The sequence below is a fragment of the Nonomuraea sp. CA-141351 genome (assembly GCF_050944675.1).
In the GTDB taxonomy this organism is placed as follows: Bacteria; Actinomycetota; Actinomycetes; order Streptosporangiales; family Streptosporangiaceae; genus Nonomuraea.
Genome location: NZ_CP191982.1, coordinates 6,342,180 through 6,358,150 on the forward strand (window position 1 = coordinate 6,342,180; position 15,971 = coordinate 6,358,150).

Annotated in this window: 17 protein-coding genes and 1 pseudogene; 3 read left to right on the forward strand and 15 right to left on the reverse strand. The window is 71.2% G+C overall.

Translation table 11 applies throughout. From position 1 onward, the window contains the following. Positions 1 to 179 precede the first annotated feature (179 nt). From ACQPWU_RS30035 to trpB, 4 genes are all read right to left on the reverse strand, one after another. A complete protein-coding gene (locus ACQPWU_RS30035; protein ID WP_433445089.1) occupies positions 180 to 938 on the reverse strand; it encodes an aldo/keto reductase in 759 nt (252 codons plus the stop codon). Between the two features lie 294 nt (positions 939 to 1,232). Next, a complete protein-coding gene (locus ACQPWU_RS30040; RefSeq protein ID WP_433445090.1) occupies positions 1,233 to 1,988 on the reverse strand; it encodes a GntR family transcriptional regulator in 756 nt (251 codons plus the stop codon). Further along, entirely contained in the window at positions 1,985 to 2,800 is an 816-nt protein-coding gene (gene trpA, locus ACQPWU_RS30045) for a tryptophan synthase subunit alpha (RefSeq protein WP_433445091.1), read from the reverse strand. Before trpA ends, ACQPWU_RS30040 begins: the two co-directional genes overlap by 4 nt. Beyond that, positions 2,797 to 4,002: a tryptophan synthase subunit beta gene (gene trpB / locus ACQPWU_RS30050; RefSeq protein ID WP_433445092.1), complete on the reverse strand. Its 1,206-nt coding sequence runs from the start codon at positions 4,000 to 4,002 to the stop codon at positions 2,797 to 2,799. The genes trpA and trpB overlap by 4 nt, the downstream gene beginning before the upstream one ends. A gap of 135 nt (positions 4,003 to 4,137) precedes the next feature. Here trpB and ACQPWU_RS30055 point away from each other — a divergent pair, with 135 nt between their 5' ends. Beyond that, a complete protein-coding gene (locus ACQPWU_RS30055; RefSeq protein ID WP_433445093.1) occupies positions 4,138 to 4,368 on the forward strand; it encodes a hypothetical protein in 231 nt (76 codons plus the stop codon). Between the two features lie 46 nt (positions 4,369 to 4,414). Here the strand turns inward: ACQPWU_RS30055 and ACQPWU_RS30060 are convergent, their stop codons facing one another. From ACQPWU_RS30060 to ACQPWU_RS30075, 4 genes are all read right to left on the reverse strand, one after another. Continuing rightward, positions 4,415 to 5,725: an FAD-binding oxidoreductase gene (locus tag ACQPWU_RS30060; RefSeq protein WP_433445094.1), complete on the reverse strand. Its 1,311-nt coding sequence runs from the start codon at positions 5,723 to 5,725 to the stop codon at positions 4,415 to 4,417. A 51-nt stretch (positions 5,726 to 5,776) separates the two neighbouring features. Further along, positions 5,777 to 6,154 (reverse strand): DUF4267 domain-containing protein, encoded by a 378-nt coding sequence (locus ACQPWU_RS30065; protein WP_433445095.1) that lies wholly within the window; start codon positions 6,152 to 6,154, stop codon positions 5,777 to 5,779. 46 nt (positions 6,155 to 6,200) lie between these two features. After that, entirely contained in the window at positions 6,201 to 6,626 is a 426-nt protein-coding gene (locus tag ACQPWU_RS30070) for a DUF4267 domain-containing protein (protein ID WP_433445097.1), read from the reverse strand. Positions 6,627 to 6,689: 63 nt separating this feature from the next. Then, positions 6,690 to 7,331, reverse strand: coding sequence for a hemerythrin domain-containing protein (locus tag ACQPWU_RS30075; protein WP_433445099.1), 642 nt, complete (start codon positions 7,329 to 7,331; stop codon positions 6,690 to 6,692). A 113-nt stretch (positions 7,332 to 7,444) separates the two neighbouring features. Between ACQPWU_RS30075 and ACQPWU_RS30080 the strand changes: the two genes are divergently transcribed. Continuing rightward, on the forward strand, positions 7,445 to 10,714 hold the full coding sequence (locus ACQPWU_RS30080; protein ID WP_433445101.1) for a BTAD domain-containing putative transcriptional regulator: 3,270 nt from the start codon (positions 7,445 to 7,447) through the stop codon (positions 10,712 to 10,714). A 223-nt stretch (positions 10,715 to 10,937) separates the two neighbouring features. Here the strand turns inward: ACQPWU_RS30080 and ACQPWU_RS30085 are convergent, their stop codons facing one another. Then, the gene (locus ACQPWU_RS30085) at positions 10,938 to 11,678 is read right to left on the reverse strand and encodes an SDR family oxidoreductase (protein ID WP_433445102.1); all 741 of its coding nucleotides are present in this window, start codon (positions 11,676 to 11,678) and stop codon (positions 10,938 to 10,940) included. A 97-nt stretch (positions 11,679 to 11,775) separates the two neighbouring features. Between ACQPWU_RS30085 and ACQPWU_RS30090 the strand changes: the two genes are divergently transcribed. Further along, on the forward strand, positions 11,776 to 12,336 hold the full coding sequence (locus tag ACQPWU_RS30090; RefSeq protein ID WP_433445103.1) for a TetR/AcrR family transcriptional regulator: 561 nt from the start codon (positions 11,776 to 11,778) through the stop codon (positions 12,334 to 12,336). A gap of 45 nt (positions 12,337 to 12,381) precedes the next feature. Here ACQPWU_RS30090 and ACQPWU_RS30095 read toward each other — a convergent pair whose 3' ends face one another. From ACQPWU_RS30095 to ACQPWU_RS30120, 6 genes and pseudogenes are all read right to left on the reverse strand, one after another. After that, positions 12,382 to 12,729, reverse strand: coding sequence for a hypothetical protein (locus tag ACQPWU_RS30095; protein WP_433445104.1), 348 nt, complete (start codon positions 12,727 to 12,729; stop codon positions 12,382 to 12,384). 44 nt (positions 12,730 to 12,773) lie between these two features. Then, entirely contained in the window at positions 12,774 to 12,956 is a 183-nt protein-coding gene (locus tag ACQPWU_RS30100; RefSeq protein ID WP_433445105.1) for a hypothetical protein, read from the reverse strand. A gap of 214 nt (positions 12,957 to 13,170) precedes the next feature. Continuing rightward, complete coding sequence (locus tag ACQPWU_RS30105) at positions 13,171 to 13,875, reverse strand: GNAT family N-acetyltransferase (RefSeq protein ID WP_433445106.1); 705 nt, start codon at positions 13,873 to 13,875, stop codon at positions 13,171 to 13,173. 206 nt (positions 13,876 to 14,081) lie between these two features. Next, a pseudogene (locus tag ACQPWU_RS30110) lies at positions 14,082 to 14,261 on the reverse strand (winged helix DNA-binding domain-containing protein); the annotation flags it as partial. Between the two features lie 4 nt (positions 14,262 to 14,265). Next, positions 14,266 to 15,294 carry an aldo/keto reductase gene (locus ACQPWU_RS30115; RefSeq protein ID WP_433445325.1) on the reverse strand — a complete coding sequence of 343 codons (1,029 nt, stop codon included), beginning with the start codon at positions 15,292 to 15,294 and terminating at the stop codon, positions 14,266 to 14,268. A gap of 79 nt (positions 15,295 to 15,373) precedes the next feature. Continuing rightward, on the reverse strand, positions 15,374 to 15,799 hold the full coding sequence (locus ACQPWU_RS30120; protein WP_433445107.1) for a VOC family protein: 426 nt from the start codon (positions 15,797 to 15,799) through the stop codon (positions 15,374 to 15,376). Positions 15,800 to 15,971 lie beyond the last annotated feature (172 nt).

The following is a 15,971-nucleotide window of genomic DNA, read 5'->3' on the forward strand; positions in this document are numbered from 1 at the left end:
GCGTTCGCCCGCGGCGCCGGCGCGACGGCCGAGTTCTACGGCCAGGCCTCCACATGTCCGAGATCGAGGTGGACCTGCATGTCGTCCAGCGGCGCGTTCACGCAGGTACGGAGCAGCACCTCGACCCCGAACGAGTGCGCCGGCCCGAAGACCGGGAACGACCATCGCGAGGTGCCCGATCAGTCGGAGAGGGCGTCGATGCGGGAGATCTCCTCCTGGTCCAGGGCGAAGGCGTACAGATCGAAGTTCATCTGGATCCGGTCGCGGTTGGCCGACTTGGGGATCATGACGATGCCATGTTCGAGATGCCAGCGCAGGACCACTTGGGCCGGGGTCACCGCGTGCCGGGAGGCGATCTCGGCCAGGACCGGGTCGCGCAGGTCGGTGTCCTTGAGGGAGCTGTACCCCTCGACGACGATGCCGCGGTCGCGATGCTCGGCCAGCAGCCGGGCGTCGTGCCCGGACGGGCTCCACGGGATCTGGTTGGCCGCCGGGGCTTGCCCGGTGGCTGCGGTCACCTTGTCGATCTGGGCCGGGCTGAAGTTGCTCACCCCTACCGCCCGTGCCAGGCCGCCTTCCCGGATCGCGAGGAACTGCTCCCATGTCCGCACCAGCTCGTCCGGCCCGGTCGGCCAGTGGATCAGCCACAGGTCCACGTAGTCGGTGCCCAGTTCTCTGAGACTCTGGCGGATCGTCTCCCATTCCCGGCCCGCGTTACCGGCCGGGAGCTTGGTGGTGACGAAGACGTCCCGCCGGTCGAGGCCGCTGTCACGCAGCGCCTGCCCGATCTGCGTCTCGTTGCCGTACATGGTCGCGGTGTCGATGTGCCGGTAACCCGTCTCCAACGCGGCCAACGTGGCCTCGTACGCCTGGCGGCCACGCATCTGCCACGTGCCGAACCCCAGAAGCGGCATCTCCACGTCGCCGCTCAGCTTCACTGTCGAACCTTGGTGTAGTGACATTGCCCCATTGTGTCTCTTCCGGTTCCGCCCCTCGGCCGTGGGCGCGGCGCCGCCGCCTGGTCGTGGCGGATACCGTGCGCCAGTGGCGTTCCCATGAGGCTGTCAGGAGCCGGCGCGAGGTGCCACAGGCGAACGCCGTACCCCCTTTCCCCCGTACGTGGTCTCCCCATCCAAGGCCCCCTCCGCGTTCGAGATCGAGAGCGAGTTGCCCAGGAACGCGACGGGCAAGGTCCGCAAGAACCTGCGGTGGGACAGAACGCGCAGAGGTTCTCAGCTGGTGGCGCCCCAGGTGAGAGAGAGGCCGGTGGCGGCGCGTTCGGTGCGGATCTCCATCATGCTGCCGAGGATGGTGGCATGGTCGGACACCACGGGCGTGGCGTCGAGCGTGTAGGTGATCCGGGTGCTGACGAGCACCGGGCTGCCCTGCGGCTCGTGGAGGTGGCGGGCGGCGGCGGGGTCGAGCAAACCGGGCCGGACCACCTCGGACGCCCGAGCGACCGTCACCCCCGCGTCGGCGAGGGCCGTGTAGAGGGAGACGGCGGTGAAGTCGCGGTCGCGGATCTGGTCGGCCACCGGCCGGCGGACCCAGGACACCTGGTGTACGGCGGGACGTCCCGCGAACTCGCGGACCCGCTCCAGCCGCAGGGCGGTGTCGCCGGGACGCAGCCGCAGCTCCGCGGCGATCCGGGCGGGGACCCGGCGCACCGCCCGCCCGGCCACCGCCGTTCGCACGTCGTGGCCCTGTTTACGCAGGTCGTCGACCAGGCTGCGGAGCGAGTCGAGCTGGTACGCCAGGTGCGGCGGTGCGACGAACGTGCCCCTGCCGGGCTGCTGCACGATCAGCCTCTCGTCGCTGAGCTCCCGCAACGCCTGGCGCAGCGTCATGAGGGTCACCCCGTAGGAGGCGCTCAGCTCCCGCTGCGGGGGCAGGGCCTCACCGGGGGCGTAGTGTCCCGACCGGATCTTCGCGGCGAGGTCGGCGGCGATGGCGCGGTATCTCGCCTCGTGCCCGGCGTCGGGGGTCATCGTGATCGGTCACACTCCTGGTCGAGGGCTTGCCGCAGGGTCGCGAGGAAGGCCCGCAGGTCGTCCGGCCCAGCCCCGTCGAGCACCCGCCGCATGGCCGCGGCGCCGACCACCACGCCGTCGGCGTGCCGGCGGGCTTCGCGTGCCTGGTCCGGGGTGGAAATGCCAAATCCTAGCAAGACCGGCCGGTCGGTGACGCGCCTGATCCGCTCGGTGAGCTCCGCCGCCGAAGCGGCGAGGGCGGCCCGCTCACCGGTGGTGCCCATCAGCGACACCGCGTAGACGAATCCGCGGCTGCGGCACGAGATCTCCGCCAGCCGCGGCTGCGGCGTCGCCGGCGACGCCAGCAGGACCAGCTCGATCCCGGTGGCGGCGGCCACGTCCGTCAGCTCGTCCGCCTCGTGCACCGGCAGGTCGGGTACGATCAGGCCGCCGACGCCGGCCCGGCGCAGCGCGGCGCAGAACGCCTCGGGGCCGTCGTGCAGCACCAGGTTGTAGTAGGTGCTGGCGACCAGCGGCACGCCCAGGTCCGGCATGCCGGACAGGTCGGCGAGGATCCGGCGGGTGCTCGCCCCCCGGGCCAGTGCCGTGTCGCTGGCCTGCTGGATGGTGACGCCGTCCAGCGTGGGGTCGGAGAAGGGCAGGCCGACCTCGATCGCGTCCGCCCCGGCGGCGGCGAACGCCCGCAGGTACTCCGTCCAGCCGGGCGTGATCCCCCCGGTGACGTACGGCATGAGCAGGCCACGGCCGGTGTCCCGGCGGGCACGCAGGTGGCGTTCGACCGCGCCCGTGGCCGGCGTGGGGTTCGTCACAGCAGCTCCTTCAGGGTTGAGACGTCCTTGTCGCCCCGGCCGGACAACGTCATCAGCACCGTCGATCCTGCGGGCAGGTCGCCGCCGCCCGCCGCGCGGATCACCCAGGCGAGGGCGTGCGCCGATTCGAGCGCCGGGACGATGCCTTCGGTACGCGCCAGCCGTACCGCCGCGCCGACCGCCTCGTCGTCGGTCACCGTGACGTAGCGGGCCCGTCCCAGGTCGCGCAGGTGGGCGTGCTCCGGGCCGACTCCCGGGTAGTCGAGCCCGGCGGCGATGGAGTGCGGCTCGGTGATCTGCCCGTCGTCGTCCTGCAGGAACAGCGAGCGGCAGCCGTGCAGGACGCCGAGCCGGCCGCGGGCCGCCCCGGCGCCGCCCTCCGCCTCGACACCGACCAGGCGCGCCGGGGTGTCGGCGAATCCGGCGAACGTGCCGGCGGCGTTGGAGCCGCCGCCGACGCACGCGATCACGTAGTCCGGCACGCCGGTCCGCAGCTCGGCGGCGCACTGCCCGCGGGCCTCGTCGCCGATGACCCGCTGGAACTCCCTGACCATCCATGGGTAGGGATCCGGCCCGACGACCGAGCCGATGCAGTAGTGGGAGTCGCCGGTCGCGCCCACCCAGTGCCGCATGGCCTCGCTGGTCGCGTCCTTGAGGGTACGGCTGCCCGTGGTCACCGGGACCACCTCGGCGCCCAGCATGCGCATCCGGAAGACGTTCAGCGCCTGCCGCTCGATGTCGCGCTCGCCCATGAACACCGTGGCCTCCAGCCCGAGCAGCGCAGCGGCGGTCGCGGTGGCCACCCCGTGCTGGCCCGCTCCCGTCTCGGCGATCAGCCTGCGCCGTCCCATCCGGGTGGCCAGCAGGGCCTGACCCAGCACATTGTTGATCTTGTGGGATCCGGTGTGGGTGAGATCCTCGCGCTTGAGGTACAGCTGCACGCCCAGCGCCTCCGACAGCCGGCGGGCCGGTGTGAGCGGGGTCGGCCGCCCGGCGTGCACGGCGAGCAGCCGCGCCAGGGCGCCGCGGAACCCCGGATCCGCCCAGGCCTCCCGGAACGCCTCGTCCACCTCGCGGCACGCCTCCACCAGGGACTCCGGCGCGTACCGTCCGCCGTACTCGCCGAATCGGCCCCGCGCTCGGGGCTCGCCCATCGTCCCGTCCAGCGGGACTGGCTCACGCCAGGGCAACACGTCTCGCATGCCATGCTCCGATCATTCTATAACTCTTTAATGAGTTCTATAACAGTGAGTGTTGCACAGGCGGCGTGGACGCGCCACCACCAGTGGTCGGCACGGCAGCCAGGAGGGCCTTCGGCCGCGAATCCGTGCGACCAAGTGAAGTTGGCGCTGCTGGGCAACAAGTCCGGGGCGACGCGGTTGAGGTTCGGCCTGGTGCTGAAGTTCTTCGAGCAGGAGGCTCGGTTCCCGCGGAGGGAGGGCCCCACAGCCCTGGTTCACCGGCGCCATCGCCCGCTGGTCCGCCCCGACCGTGCAGACCTCGGCCACCTGCCGGCCCGCTTCGCCGACGACGTCACAGCTCATCTGATCACCCTTGAGGACAGGTGAGCTTGTGGATCGTCCTGGCCGTCGGCGGCGCAACGGCGGAGCCGGTCTATCCGAGCACCGAGTAGTTCGCGCGGAACACGTTGTGCGGGTCACGGGCCCGCTTGATCTCCCACAGCCGCGCGAGCGCGCTGGCGGAGAAGGACTTCGCCGCCGTGTCACCGGGGGACAGCACGGTGTACGGCTTGCGGCCGCTGATGTAGGCCTCCAGGTCGGCCACGACCTCGGCCTGCTTGGCGCGCGTCGCATCGGCCGCGTGCGGCAGGCCGAGACCCAGCAGGCCGAGCAGGTACGGCTCAGCCACCGCGCCGCTCGCGCCGGCCCCGCCGCCCGGCTCGGCGAGCGCCCCGCCCAGGTGCCTGATCTGCACGTTGATGAGTGGTTCGACCGGCTTGGCGAGCAGGAGCTCCACCGCGTCCGCGTCCAGGCCGGTGAGCAGCTCCGCACGAGCGATGGAGGGGGCCGGATCGGTGGGCTCGGCGGTGATGTCACCCAGGTCGGCAACCGCGACGACGCCGCGGCTGTCGGAGATCACGCCCTCGATCTTGTCGATGCGCGCCAGCAGGTCCTCCCCCTGTGCCGCCTCACCCAGGTAGGCCAGATCCAGCGTGACCATCGGCGACGCGCCGGGGGGCTGGAGCCGGTTGATCCAGACACTGAGTTCACGCGGCGCCTCGGCGGTGATCTCCAGGAACGCGTCGTACACCTCCCTGGTCCGGTGCTCCGGCCAGATCACGCGCCCGCCGTACACGACTGGCACGGGATACAGCTCGAGTTCGAGGGCGGTCACCACCGCGAAGTCCCCGCCACCGCCGCGCAGCGCCCAGAACAGCTCGGGATCGGACTCGGCGCTCACCCGGCGCGGCTCGCCGTCGGCGTCCACGATGTCGATAGCCCGCACACTGTCGGAGGCAAAGCCGTACTTGCGGCTGAACCAGCCGACCCCGCCGCCCAGGGTGTAGCCGGTCACGCTGACCCCCGGCGCGCTGCCGGCCAGGCCGGTCAGACCCAGCGGACCGGCCGCGGCCAGCACCTGCCCCCACGTCACGCCCGCGCCCACCCGGACCACGCGCTCCTCCGCGCGTACCTCCACCTCGTTCAGCAGGCCGGTACGCAGCAGGATCAGGCCTTCCACATCACCGGAGGCGCCATGCCCGCTCGGCTGCGCGGTCACCGTCATACCCGCCCGCCGCGCGTAACGCACGAGCGCCGCCACGTCACCGGCATCCGCGGCCTCCACCACAGCCGCGACCGGCTGCCTGACGGTGAGGTTCCACGCGGTGGACGCCTGCTCGAAGCCGTCGTCATCAGGCAGGAGCACGCGCCCCTTGAGGACACCGCGCACATCGTTGATCGTCATAGTCGTCTCCCTCTTCAAGTTCTCGGAAATGCACCTGCAGGACCACGCGGTTCACGCGACGAGCAGGAGCTCACTGATCGCCGGCATCACCACGGCGGTGGCGCCGTGGATGCCGTAGGCGGCCGTCTTGGGCCCGTTGCTGCGCAGCACGATCACCGCGTCGCCGACGGGTATGGCGCTGGCGGCCGGCAGGAACCAGCCCAGCAGGTGGGTTGTCCCGCCGGCCAGCAGGATGATGATGAACAGCCCTGAGGCGATGTCGCGCATGCCCTTGACGGACAGCCAGGCGTGGAAGCTGGGGTCCTTGGTCGGTGTGTCGGGGATGCCGAAGCCGACCGCGGCCTGTGGTGCCCAGAAGGCGCGGGCGCCCATGAGGATGGTGCCCGCGCCGATCGGTCCGGCGAGCACGGTGGCGATGTTGCTGAGCATGAGTTGTCCCCTCAATCCCCGATCGGCCCTGGGCGGGGCGATGGCATCAGGCGGGCTGCGGGGCGGGCCTCGCCGGAGCGGCCGCGACCTTGCGGGTCTCGCGCATCATCAGCAGGCCGTTGATCACCATCAGCGTCGCGGTCAGGCCGTGGACGCCGAGCGCGGTGGCCACGGAGCCGTGGTGGGCCAGCACGGTGGTCATGTCGCCGTACGCGGCGAGGGCCTCCACCAGCAGCACCCAGCCCAGCGCCCGGCGGTGGCCCGTCACCAGCAGGATGCCCAGGACCAGGGCCAGGACGACGTCGCGGATTCCCTTGATGATCAGGAAGCCGTCGCCGTCGCCGGACGGCCAGCTCGGCAGGCCGAAGCCCGGGGCCGTCGTCTCCGGGCTCAGGATGAACTCCGTCCCGAACCAGAGGATGAAGAGGATGAAGGCGGCGGCCAGGACAGTGTTGATCTTCTTCAGCGACATTGTTCTTCTCCTTGCGAGTCTTCGGTGAGCTTGGTGAGTCGTGCGTGGGGTCTGGGGGTCTGGTTAGGCGGCGCGGACGCGGCTGATGTGGCGGGCGTAGCGGGGGCGGCCGATGACGTGCCAGATGCCGCGTACCGGAGCGGGAAGGGCGGACAGGAGCGTGGCGCGCTCGGCCGGGTTCGCATCCTCCAGGACGAGGCCGAAGAGGGTGAGCAGGGTGAGCTTGGGTGTGTTGGCCACCAGGTGGTCGCCCAGGGAGGCCCATTCCTTTTCGGTGATGTGCTCGGCCGCGAGCGGAAGGAGAGTGGCCTCCTCGTCGTCGAGGTGTTCGAGCAGGACCGCCCGGTGGTCGGCCAGGGCGGCCACGAGCGTGTCGCGCTCGTCCGCACCGGCGGTGGCCTCCCACGCGGGGACCGCCGCCTCCAGCCTGGTCAGCGTGGCCGCGACGCGTTCGTGCTGGGCCTCCATGCGCAGCACGATGTCGGCCTCCAGGTCCACCCGGAACAGGAGCGGTGGCCACAGCAGCTCGTCCTCGCCCTCGTGGTGGTTCTTCAGTCCCAGCCGGTAGTCGCTGAAGTGGCCGGCGATCACCTTGGCGCGGGCGGTGTCGCCCGGGGCGACCGCCGCGACGAGCTCCATCAGCAGCCGCGACTCGCGGCGGAAGGCGCGGTGGACGATCTCCATGTCCTGGGTGTTGACGCTCATCTGTTCCTGCCCTTCATCTGTTCGGCGTGCTCAAGACTGCTCTCGGGGGTTTGGAAGGCATTTGGAGCCGACTTGGAATGCTTGAAGCCGCCGGGCGTACGATGTGCCACGTCATGGTCTTGATCCGGGTATTGGGCTCGTTCGCGGCCGAGGCCGGCGGCGAGCCCGTTCCCCTCGGCGGACCGCGGCAGCGCGGCGTGCTTGCCCTGCTGGTCGCGGCGCGCGGGCAGGTCGTGCCGGTCGACCGGATGGTCGAGGACCTGTGGCGCGGCGAACCGCCGTCGCGCGCCCTGGCGTCCTTGCAGGCGTACGTGTCCAACCTGCGCCGCCTGCTGGAACCCGGCCGCCCGCCGCGGACCCCGGCCCGCCTGCTGGTGAGCGTGTCGCCCGGCTACGCACTGCGGCTGCCACCGGGGGCGGTGGACGCATGGCGCTTCGAGGAACTGCTCGGCGAGGCCCGTACGCTCGCCGATCCCCGTGACGCCCGCGCCCGGCTGGACGAGGCGCTGGCACTGTGGCGGGGCCCCGCGTTCGCCGAGGTCGCCGACGAGCCGTGGGCCGCCGCCGAGACCGCCCGGCTGAACGAGCTGCGCCTGGTCGCCCGCGAACTGCACATCGCGGCGGGACTGCGGCTCGGCGACCCCGCGGCGGTGGTACCCGAGGCGGAGGGCCTCACCCGCGACGCTCCCCTGCGCGAGGAGGGCTGGCGTATGCACGCCCTCGCGCTGTGGAGCAGCGGCCGCCAGGCCGACGCCCTGGCCGCGCTCCGCCGCGCCCGCGCCATCTTCGCCGACGAGCTGGGCCTCGACCCCGGCCCGGACCTGGTGGCCCTGGAAGAGGCGATCCTCACCCAGCGCACGGAGGTCCTCCGCGCGGCCGCTCCTCCACCCGCGGACATGGCCCGGCCCCAGGCAACCGCGCCGCCGCCTCCCAACAGCGGGCCCGGCGCGACAACGTTCGTGGGACGGGAGGGCGAGCTTGCGGCGCTGGTGGCGGCCGCCGGGGAGGCCGCCGCCGATGGGGCGCGCGTCGCGCTCGTCACCGGGGAGGCGGGACTCGGCAAGTCGGCGCTGCTGGAGCACCTCGGCGCGCGCCTCGGACAGGATGGGTGGCTCGTGGCCGCCGGGCGCTGTCCCGAGGTGGACAGCGCGCCGCCCGCGTGGGCATGGGTCGAGGCGCTGCGGAAGGTGGCCGCGAGCGTTCCTCCGAGGGAGTTCGCGGACGACCTGGCGCCGCTGCTCTCCGACTCCGCGCCGGTGCGCGGTGACGCGACGGCCGGGCGGTTCCGGCTGCGGCAGGCCGTGTGGAACTGGCTCGCGGCGGCCGCCGCCGACCGGCCGCTCGCCGTCGTCCTGGACGACCTCCACTGGGCGGACGCCGCCACGCTGGAACTGCTCAGCGGCGCCGTCGGCGCACGGGCCCCGATCTTGGTCGTCGCGGCGTACCGCGCGGACGAGAGCGAGCGCCTCACCGACACGCTCGGGTCCCTCGCCCGCACCGCGCCTCTCCGGCTGGACCTGCCCGGACTGGAAGGCGACGCCGTCGCGGAGCTCGTACGCGCCGAGTGCGAGGCCGACGACGCGACCGTGGCCGGGATCGCCGAGCGGACCGGCGGCAACCCGTTCTATGTGCGCGAGAGCGCGCGGCTGCTGACCGGCGAGGGCGCGCTGGTCGCGCTCTCCGAGGTCCCCGAGGGCGTACGGGACGTGCTGCGGCGCCGGCTCTCAAGGCTCCCCGAGAGCGGCGTCTCCGTTTTGCGGCTGGCGGCGGTGGCCGGCAGGGAATGCTCGGTGGACGTGCTCGTGCAGGCCGCCGACTCCGACGAGGACGGCGTGCTGGACGCGCTGGACGCGGGCGTCATCGCCGGCTTGCTCGACGAGCCCGGGCCCGGACGCGTCCGGTTCGTCCACGCGCTGGTCAGGGACACGCTCGTCGCCGACGTCAGCCTGTTGCGGGCCGCCAGGATGCACGCCCGGATCGCCGCCGCCCTGGAGGGCACCGGCGACGTCGCGGCGCTCGCCCATCACTATGCGCGAGCGGGGTCACCGAAGGCCGTCGGCTATTGCGTACGGGCCGCCGAACTGGCCGAGGCGCGCTACGCCCACGACGTGGCGGCTGCCCTCCTCGCCGACGCGGTCGCCAACTCCAGCGAACCGGACGAGCGCGTCGGCCTGCTCGGCAGGCTGCTGCGCGCGCAGATCAGGGCCGGGTCCGTCGCTGCGGCCCGGCACACGCGCGAACAGGCCGTGGAGTACGCCGAGTCGATCGGCCGCGACGACCTGATGATCGCCGCGTTCACCGCCTGGACCGAGCCCACCGCCTGGCGGGCCCGCACGTACGGCACGGTCGACCTTCCCATCGTCGGCCGCCTCAGCCGCCTGCTCAAGCGGACCGGTCTCGCCCCCGACGTGCGTTCCCGCCTCCTCATCGCGTACGCCAACGAGCTGGTGGGCGAGGACGATCCGACGGTCATGGCTGCGGCGCGGGAAGCACTCGACCTCGCCACCGATCCCCGGCTCCGGGCCGCGGCGCTCCTGGTCCTGGCCAGCGACCCCGGGCGGGAGGAGTACGCCCGCGAGCTGGTGGAGATCGGCGTCGAGCACGACCTGCCCGTCTACCGCGTGACCGGGCTGCTCAACCAGGCCGCGAACGCCGCTGCGGCCAACGACCCGGCGACCATGCGCCGCGTGACCCGGGAGGCGCTCGACCTCGCCCGCGCCTACCGGATGCCGGAGGCGATCAGCGCCGCCGAGATCGCGCTGGCGACCCTGGTGCTCATCGAGGGCCGCACCGCCGACACCGAGCGCCTCTACGTCGAGGCCACCGCACACATGGAACGCGCCGGATCTGTGCACGCCGGCTTCGTCCGCCTCGCGCTGGCGGCGATCTGGCTGAACGACGGCACGCTCGGCGACCATCTGGACGACGTGCGCGCTCTCCACGAGGCGTTGGGCCCGATGGTCGCCGACCTGCTCACGCTCGCCCTCCACGCCGCCGGCCGCAGCGACGAGGCACGCCGGGCCCGCACGTCACCGAGCCCGATCCGGCCCGACTTCTTCTTCACCTTCCTGACGAGCCTGCGCGCGATGGCGATCGTCGCGCTGAACGACCGCGACGCTGCCGAGGAGATCTACGCGGACCTTCTCCCCCACCGTGAAGGCCCCCCGGCCGGCGCGGAGAGCCTGTCGCTGGCGCTGCGCCCGGTCGCCCACACGCTCGGCGAACTCGCCCTCTTCCTCGGCCGCGACGACGAGGCCGCCGCCCACTTCGCCCAGGCCGCCGCGATCGCCGACCAGTGGAACGCCCCCCACTGGTCCGCCGACGCCCGAACACGCGCCGATCTTGCCCTCGGCGTCCATGCTTCGCCCCCACAGGAGCGCTGAAAGCGAGAACGGCGTCGGGGTGCCCCAGCTGCGGAGCCGCTCCCGGCCGGGTGTGCTCATCCGCGTAGGAAGTTGCTGATCCGGTAGGGGGTCTGCTCGGCCGGCCCGATCAGCGGATCGAGCAAGCCGCCTCACACCTCGTCGGGCATCGCTGCGATCCGCGGCTGCTTTCAGGGGCACGTAGCGGACGAGATGCCGCACGCCCCTTTGCCCTCACGCCCTCTCAGCCTTGTCTGGCAGGCCGGATGGTCATCTCGCCGATTTCGACGTCATCGGGCTGCTCGATGGCGAACGCGATGGCGCGCGCCACGGCGTCGGGGCTGATGCCGAGTGCCGCCATGGCATGCTGGGCTTGCTCTCGCTGCTCGGGGTCGTCGATGTAGTCGACGAGTTCGGTGCGTACGTATCCCGGCGAGATGGCGGTCGTGCGCAGAACGCCGTCGGTGGACTCCTGGCGTAGAGCTTCCAGCAGCGTGCGTACGGCGTTCTTGGTAGCCGCGTAGACAGCTTGCGTCGGGACGATCTTGAGGCCCGACGTGGACACAGTGGTGACGAGATGCCCATGGCCCTGATTACGGAACACCGGCAGCGCGGCGGCGATGCCGTGAAGGACACCGCGCAGGTTGACGTCGATCATCACGTCCCAGTCGTCGACGTCGAGGTCTGCCATGGAGGCGATCCGGGCGACTCCGGCATTACTCACCAGGACATCGAGGCGTCCGAACCGGTTCACGGCCAGGGCCACCAGTTGCTCAAGATCGGCGCGTTTGGTGACGTCGACTTCCAGCATCTCCGCGCGGCCGCCCTCGGCCCGGATTCGCGCTACGAGAGAGTCGAGCCGGTCAGTGCGCCGGGCGCCCAGCACGACAGCCGCCCCATGGGTCGCCAGTTCCAGGGCGGTTGCCGCGCCGATACCGCTACTAGCTCCGGTGATGGCGACCACCTTGCTGCCCAGTCTGCTCATCGAGACGCCTCCTGCTCTAAACTGACAATTGTCCGGTTACGGCTTCACAGTACCGGACAGTTGTCCGCCTTGCTGAGTGGGAAGGGGAGGTAGCGCCGTGGCGAGTCGTGAGCGCCGGTCAGATGCAGTCGCCAACCGTGACGGCATTCTCGAGGCTGCGCGGGTCGAACTGAGTAAGTCCAACGGTGCAGCCGCTGACCTGAAGCTTCACAGGGTCGCCAAGTCAGCGGGTGTGGGACAGGGCACCCTTTATCGGCACTTCCCGACCCGCGAGCACCTGCTGGCGGAGGTGTATCGGTACGAGTTGACCCAGCTTGTCGACGCCGTGGCACCGCTACTGGCAGAGCATCCCCCGCTTCGGGCACTGACCTGCTGGTTGCAGCGGCTGGTCGAGTATGCGCGGGTCAAACGCGGTGTCATGGCGGCGATCGAGGCATCGGCGTGGCGCGACCTCTACTCGGACCAGCACCACCGCCTCGATGAAGCGCTCGGGATGTTGCTCGATCGGGGAAAAGCTGCCGGTCAAGTGCGCGAAGAGGTTGATGCCGCTGACGTCATCCTGCTCTTGGGCGCGTTGTCGCGTATACCCGAATCGGAGTGGGACACGCGGGCGCACACGATCGTGGCGGTCATTGTCGACGGTCTCCGCCCTCATTGAGAGCACGACATATACGACCAGACCGACCTCGACCAGATAGGCGGGTCAGTCGTCGATTGCCTGGTAGAGGATGGTCCAGGAGTCGTGGATGGCCCGCCCCGAATCCGGGGTGGACATCCCGGTCTGGGTGAGCAGGATGCCGACGAACTGGTTGTCCGGGTCGCCGTATGTAGTGGTGCCGGCTCCGCCGTCGCAGCCGAACTGGCCGGTGGGGGCGAAGTCACCACGGTAGGTGCGCACCGCCATCCCGAAGCCCCAGCCGCCGTGCCGCTCCTGACCGTGCGACAGATGGACGACGCCGCGGGCCCAGGCCTGTAGGGCGGCTGTCTGCTCGGGCGTGAGGAGGTTGCCGGTCATCAGCTCGACAGCGGGCCGGGACAGGTTGCTGCTCACATCAGCTCCTTCTGGCCAGGGCATCCCGATCGCGTCGTGCGGGGTCAGGGCTCCAGCACGAACCGGTACCGGGCTTGGCCGTCGCGCAGCCGGCGCATCGCGAGGTCTGCCTGCTCGAGCGGCAGGCGTTCGAGGCGCGGTCGGACGTCGTTGGTGGCCGCGAAGTGCATGGCGTCCTCGACATCGGCGGAGGTGCGGGTGAGGCTGGCCGGTGACGACCTGCGCATTCATCACCAGCTGCGCGACCGGTACCTGGATGGCTCCGCCGTCAATGCCGATCAGGGTGAGCCGTCCGCGCAGGCGCAGAGCGTTGAGCAACGCGCTGATCGGCCCGGAAGTGGGCGCCGTGCAGGATCAACCGAAAAACCCCGCCACAGCGAACCCGGCAACCATAAGGTCGTGGCCCATCCAGCCGCCCACGCATGCCAGCGCCGCAGGCCGTCACGGCGTGCGGAACCCCCGGAAGGTCACGGGCTTGCGGGTCTGGAAGCCGAGCCGCTCGTACAGGGCGATCGCGCCGGTGTTCGCCTCGGCCACGTGCAGAAAGGGACGTTCTTCGCGCGCCACGATCCGGGCGACGAGCGCGCTGACCAGGCGGGCGGCGTAGCCTCGCCCGCGTGCCTCGGGGGCGGTGCAGACGGCGCTGATCTCGGTCCACCCCGGCGGCCGGAGTCGCTCGCCCGCCATCGCCACCAGGGTGCCGTTGTCGCGGACGCCGAGATAGGTGCCGAGTTCGCGGGTGCGCGGCCAGAACGGCCCCGGCTGGGCCCGCGCGATCAGGTCGAGCATCTCGGGCACGCTGTCCGCGCCCAGTTCGACCACCCTGGTGCCGGTCCCGGCACGGAGGGGATCGGGTCGGCTGCCGCCGGGCCAGATCATCTGGCGGCCTTCGAGGACGAAGATGGGCTCCCAGTCCGGCGGCGGCGTCGCCGCGCTGCTGAACAGGTCGGCGAGCTCGCCTCGGCCGAGCAGCCGGGCCAGGTCGGCCCACTCCTGCGGATCCGGGTCGGCGGTCACCGCCGAGAAGGTCGCGACTCCCGGCTGGTAGGTGGCAGCCCTGCCGAGCCGGCGGGCAAGGTGCGCGTGGTGACCGCGCAGTGATGCGCCCACCGGGTCATCGAGTCCGGTGGTGTCGCGGTTCACCATTCGTGCTGTGCCTCTCGTGTCGTACGGGGTTGACGGCGGCTGCGCTGGACGAGCGATCAGGTCCAACCGGCCATCCTACGGGCACATGGCTCATAAACGACCATTTGTGCTAGAACGACCCAAACCGTGATTACTCAAAGCTGCATTGCGTCCGACCGCGCCGACCCGAGCGGCAGGCCCGCACCTTCACCGCGTGACCGTTCCCGACCTGGGAGCGCCGCCGGGTCGAACGCGCGAAGCCGCGACCAGAGCCCGGCGAACGGTTCCTGCGCCTGCAGACCGCACAGGTGCGCGACGGCGTCGAGGACCGGCAGGTCGGCGCGGTCGAGGAGCGACCGCCGGCCGAGCGTCGTGCGGTTGAGCGCCCGGGTGCCGAGAACGGTCATCGCCTCATGCCGCGGCGCGCTCGTCGGGCGAACGCCGGCGCAGCGACGTCCGGCTGATGTCGGGCGGGGTGTAGGCCACGTCCAGCGGGCCGACGTCGGTCCCGGGCGGCACGATCTGGTCGATCCGGTCGAGGATCTCATCGTCGAGGGTGACCGCGGAGCCGGTCAGGAGGTCGTCCAGGTGTTCCATGGTTCGGGGGCCGATGATGGCCGAGGTGACGCCGGGGTGGGTGATCGCGAAGGCCATCGCCAGGTGGGTCAGCGACAGGCCGGCCTCCTCGGCCAGCGGGATGAGCTGTTCGACGGTGTCGAGTTTGCGCTCGTCGGTCATGTGCCGTGGCACCCAGTGCATCCGCGCGTTCCGCGGCTCGGGCCCGCCCTTTCGGTAGCGGCCGGTGAGCAGGCCCATCGCCAGCGGGCTCCACACCAGCGTGCCCATGCCATAACGCCGGCAGGTGGGCAGGATCTCGCGTTCGATGGCGCGGTTGAGGATGGAGTACGTGGGCTGCTCGGTGCGCAGGCGCTGCAGTCCGCGGCGTTCGGCGACCCACTGCGCCTCGACGATCTCCGAGGCCGGGGCGTTGGAGGAGCCGATGGCGCGTACCTTGCCGCTGCGTACCAGGTCGGTCAGGGCGGACAGCGTCTCCTCGATGTCGGTGTGGGGGTCGGGGTGGTGGATCTGGTACAGGTCGATGTGGTCGGTCTGCAGGCGCCGCAACGAGTGCTCGACCTCGGTGACGATCCAGCGCCGTGAGCTGCCGCCGCGGTTGGGCTCCTCCCCCATCGGGCCGTTGACCTTGGTGGCCAGTACGACGTCGTCGCGCCGGCCCTTCAGAGCCCTGCCGACGATCTCCTCGGATTCGCCGCGAGGTCCGTACACGTCGGCGGTGTCCACGAAGTTGATCCCCGCGTCCAGTGCCCGGTGGATGATCCGGACGCAGTCGTCGTGGTCGGGGTTGCCGATGTGGCCGAACATCATGGTGCCCAGGCAGTAGGGGCTGACCTGGATTCCGGTCCGGCCCAGTGGGCGCATCTTCACTGCTACGTCCTTGCCTTCGAGTCGTGTGGTGGGGGGTGGGGCGGCGGGTGCCCGCCGCCCCAGGCTCCGGAGGTCAGGACGCGTTGTAGTCGCTGACGACGTCCAGGACCCACGTGACGCCGAACCGGTCCTTCAGCATCCCGTAGAGGGGCGCCCACTGCGCGGGCCCCAGCGGCTGCAGGACGGTCGCGCCGTCGGTGAGCTTCCCCCAGTACGCGGTGATCTCGTCGGCCGCCTCACCGCGTACCGAGACGAAGAACGCGTTCTCGCCCTGGTTCCACGGCAGGTGCGAGGGCACGTCGTAGGCCATCACCCGAAAGCCGTTGCCGGCGGCCACCTGGCCCCACATCACCTGGTCGGCCTCCGACGGCTGCTGGACGTTCCCAGCGTCCTTGTACGTGACCACGGCCACGTCCCCACCGAACACGGACTGGTAGAACGTGAGTGCCGCGCGGGCGTCACCCCGGAAGTTCAGGTGGGTCACAACGTTGACGGACATAATGTGGTCCTTGCCTTTCGATTCCTGTCATCTGGGCGGTGTTACGCGTCGCCGTCGTCGTCCGACGGGCCGTGTCGATAGCAGGGCCGGTTCGCTGTGACAGCGGGGGCTTGCTCCCCCGCCGCCAATGACGATCGCGGGGATCGGCCCTTGCTCGGTGACCACAGTGGCA

Bases quoted from the DNA above. Each gene is read 5' to 3' on its own strand.
- ACQPWU_RS30040 (WP_433445090.1), bottom strand. From the start codon at position 1,988: ATGACCCCCGACGCCGGGCACGAGGCGAGATACCGCGCCATCGCCGCC.
- trpB (WP_433445092.1), bottom strand. From the start codon at position 4,002: ATGCGAGACGTGTTGCCCTGGCGTGAGCCAGTCCCGCTGGACGGGACG.
- ACQPWU_RS30060 (WP_433445094.1), bottom strand. From the start codon at position 5,725: ATGACGATCAACGATGTGCGCGGTGTCCTCAAGGGGCGCGTGCTCCTG.
- ACQPWU_RS30065 (WP_433445095.1), bottom strand. From the start codon at position 6,154: ATGCTCAGCAACATCGCCACCGTGCTCGCCGGACCGATCGGCGCGGGC.
- ACQPWU_RS30070 (WP_433445097.1), bottom strand. From the start codon at position 6,626: ATGTCGCTGAAGAAGATCAACACTGTCCTGGCCGCCGCCTTCATCCTC.
- ACQPWU_RS30075 (WP_433445099.1), bottom strand. From the start codon at position 7,331: ATGAGCGTCAACACCCAGGACATGGAGATCGTCCACCGCGCCTTCCGC.
- ACQPWU_RS30080 (WP_433445101.1), top strand. From the start codon at position 7,445: ATGGTCTTGATCCGGGTATTGGGCTCGTTCGCGGCCGAGGCCGGCGGC.
- ACQPWU_RS30085 (WP_433445102.1), bottom strand. From the start codon at position 11,678: ATGAGCAGACTGGGCAGCAAGGTGGTCGCCATCACCGGAGCTAGTAGC.
- ACQPWU_RS30100 (WP_433445105.1), bottom strand. From the start codon at position 12,956: ATGCGCAGGTCGTCACCGGCCAGCCTCACCCGCACCTCCGCCGATGTC.
- ACQPWU_RS30105 (WP_433445106.1), bottom strand. From the start codon at position 13,875: ATGGTGAACCGCGACACCACCGGACTCGATGACCCGGTGGGCGCATCA.
- ACQPWU_RS30115 (WP_433445325.1), bottom strand. From the start codon at position 15,294: ATGCGCCCACTGGGCCGGACCGGAATCCAGGTCAGCCCCTACTGCCTG.
- ACQPWU_RS30120 (WP_433445107.1), bottom strand. From the start codon at position 15,799: ATGTCCGTCAACGTTGTGACCCACCTGAACTTCCGGGGTGACGCCCGC.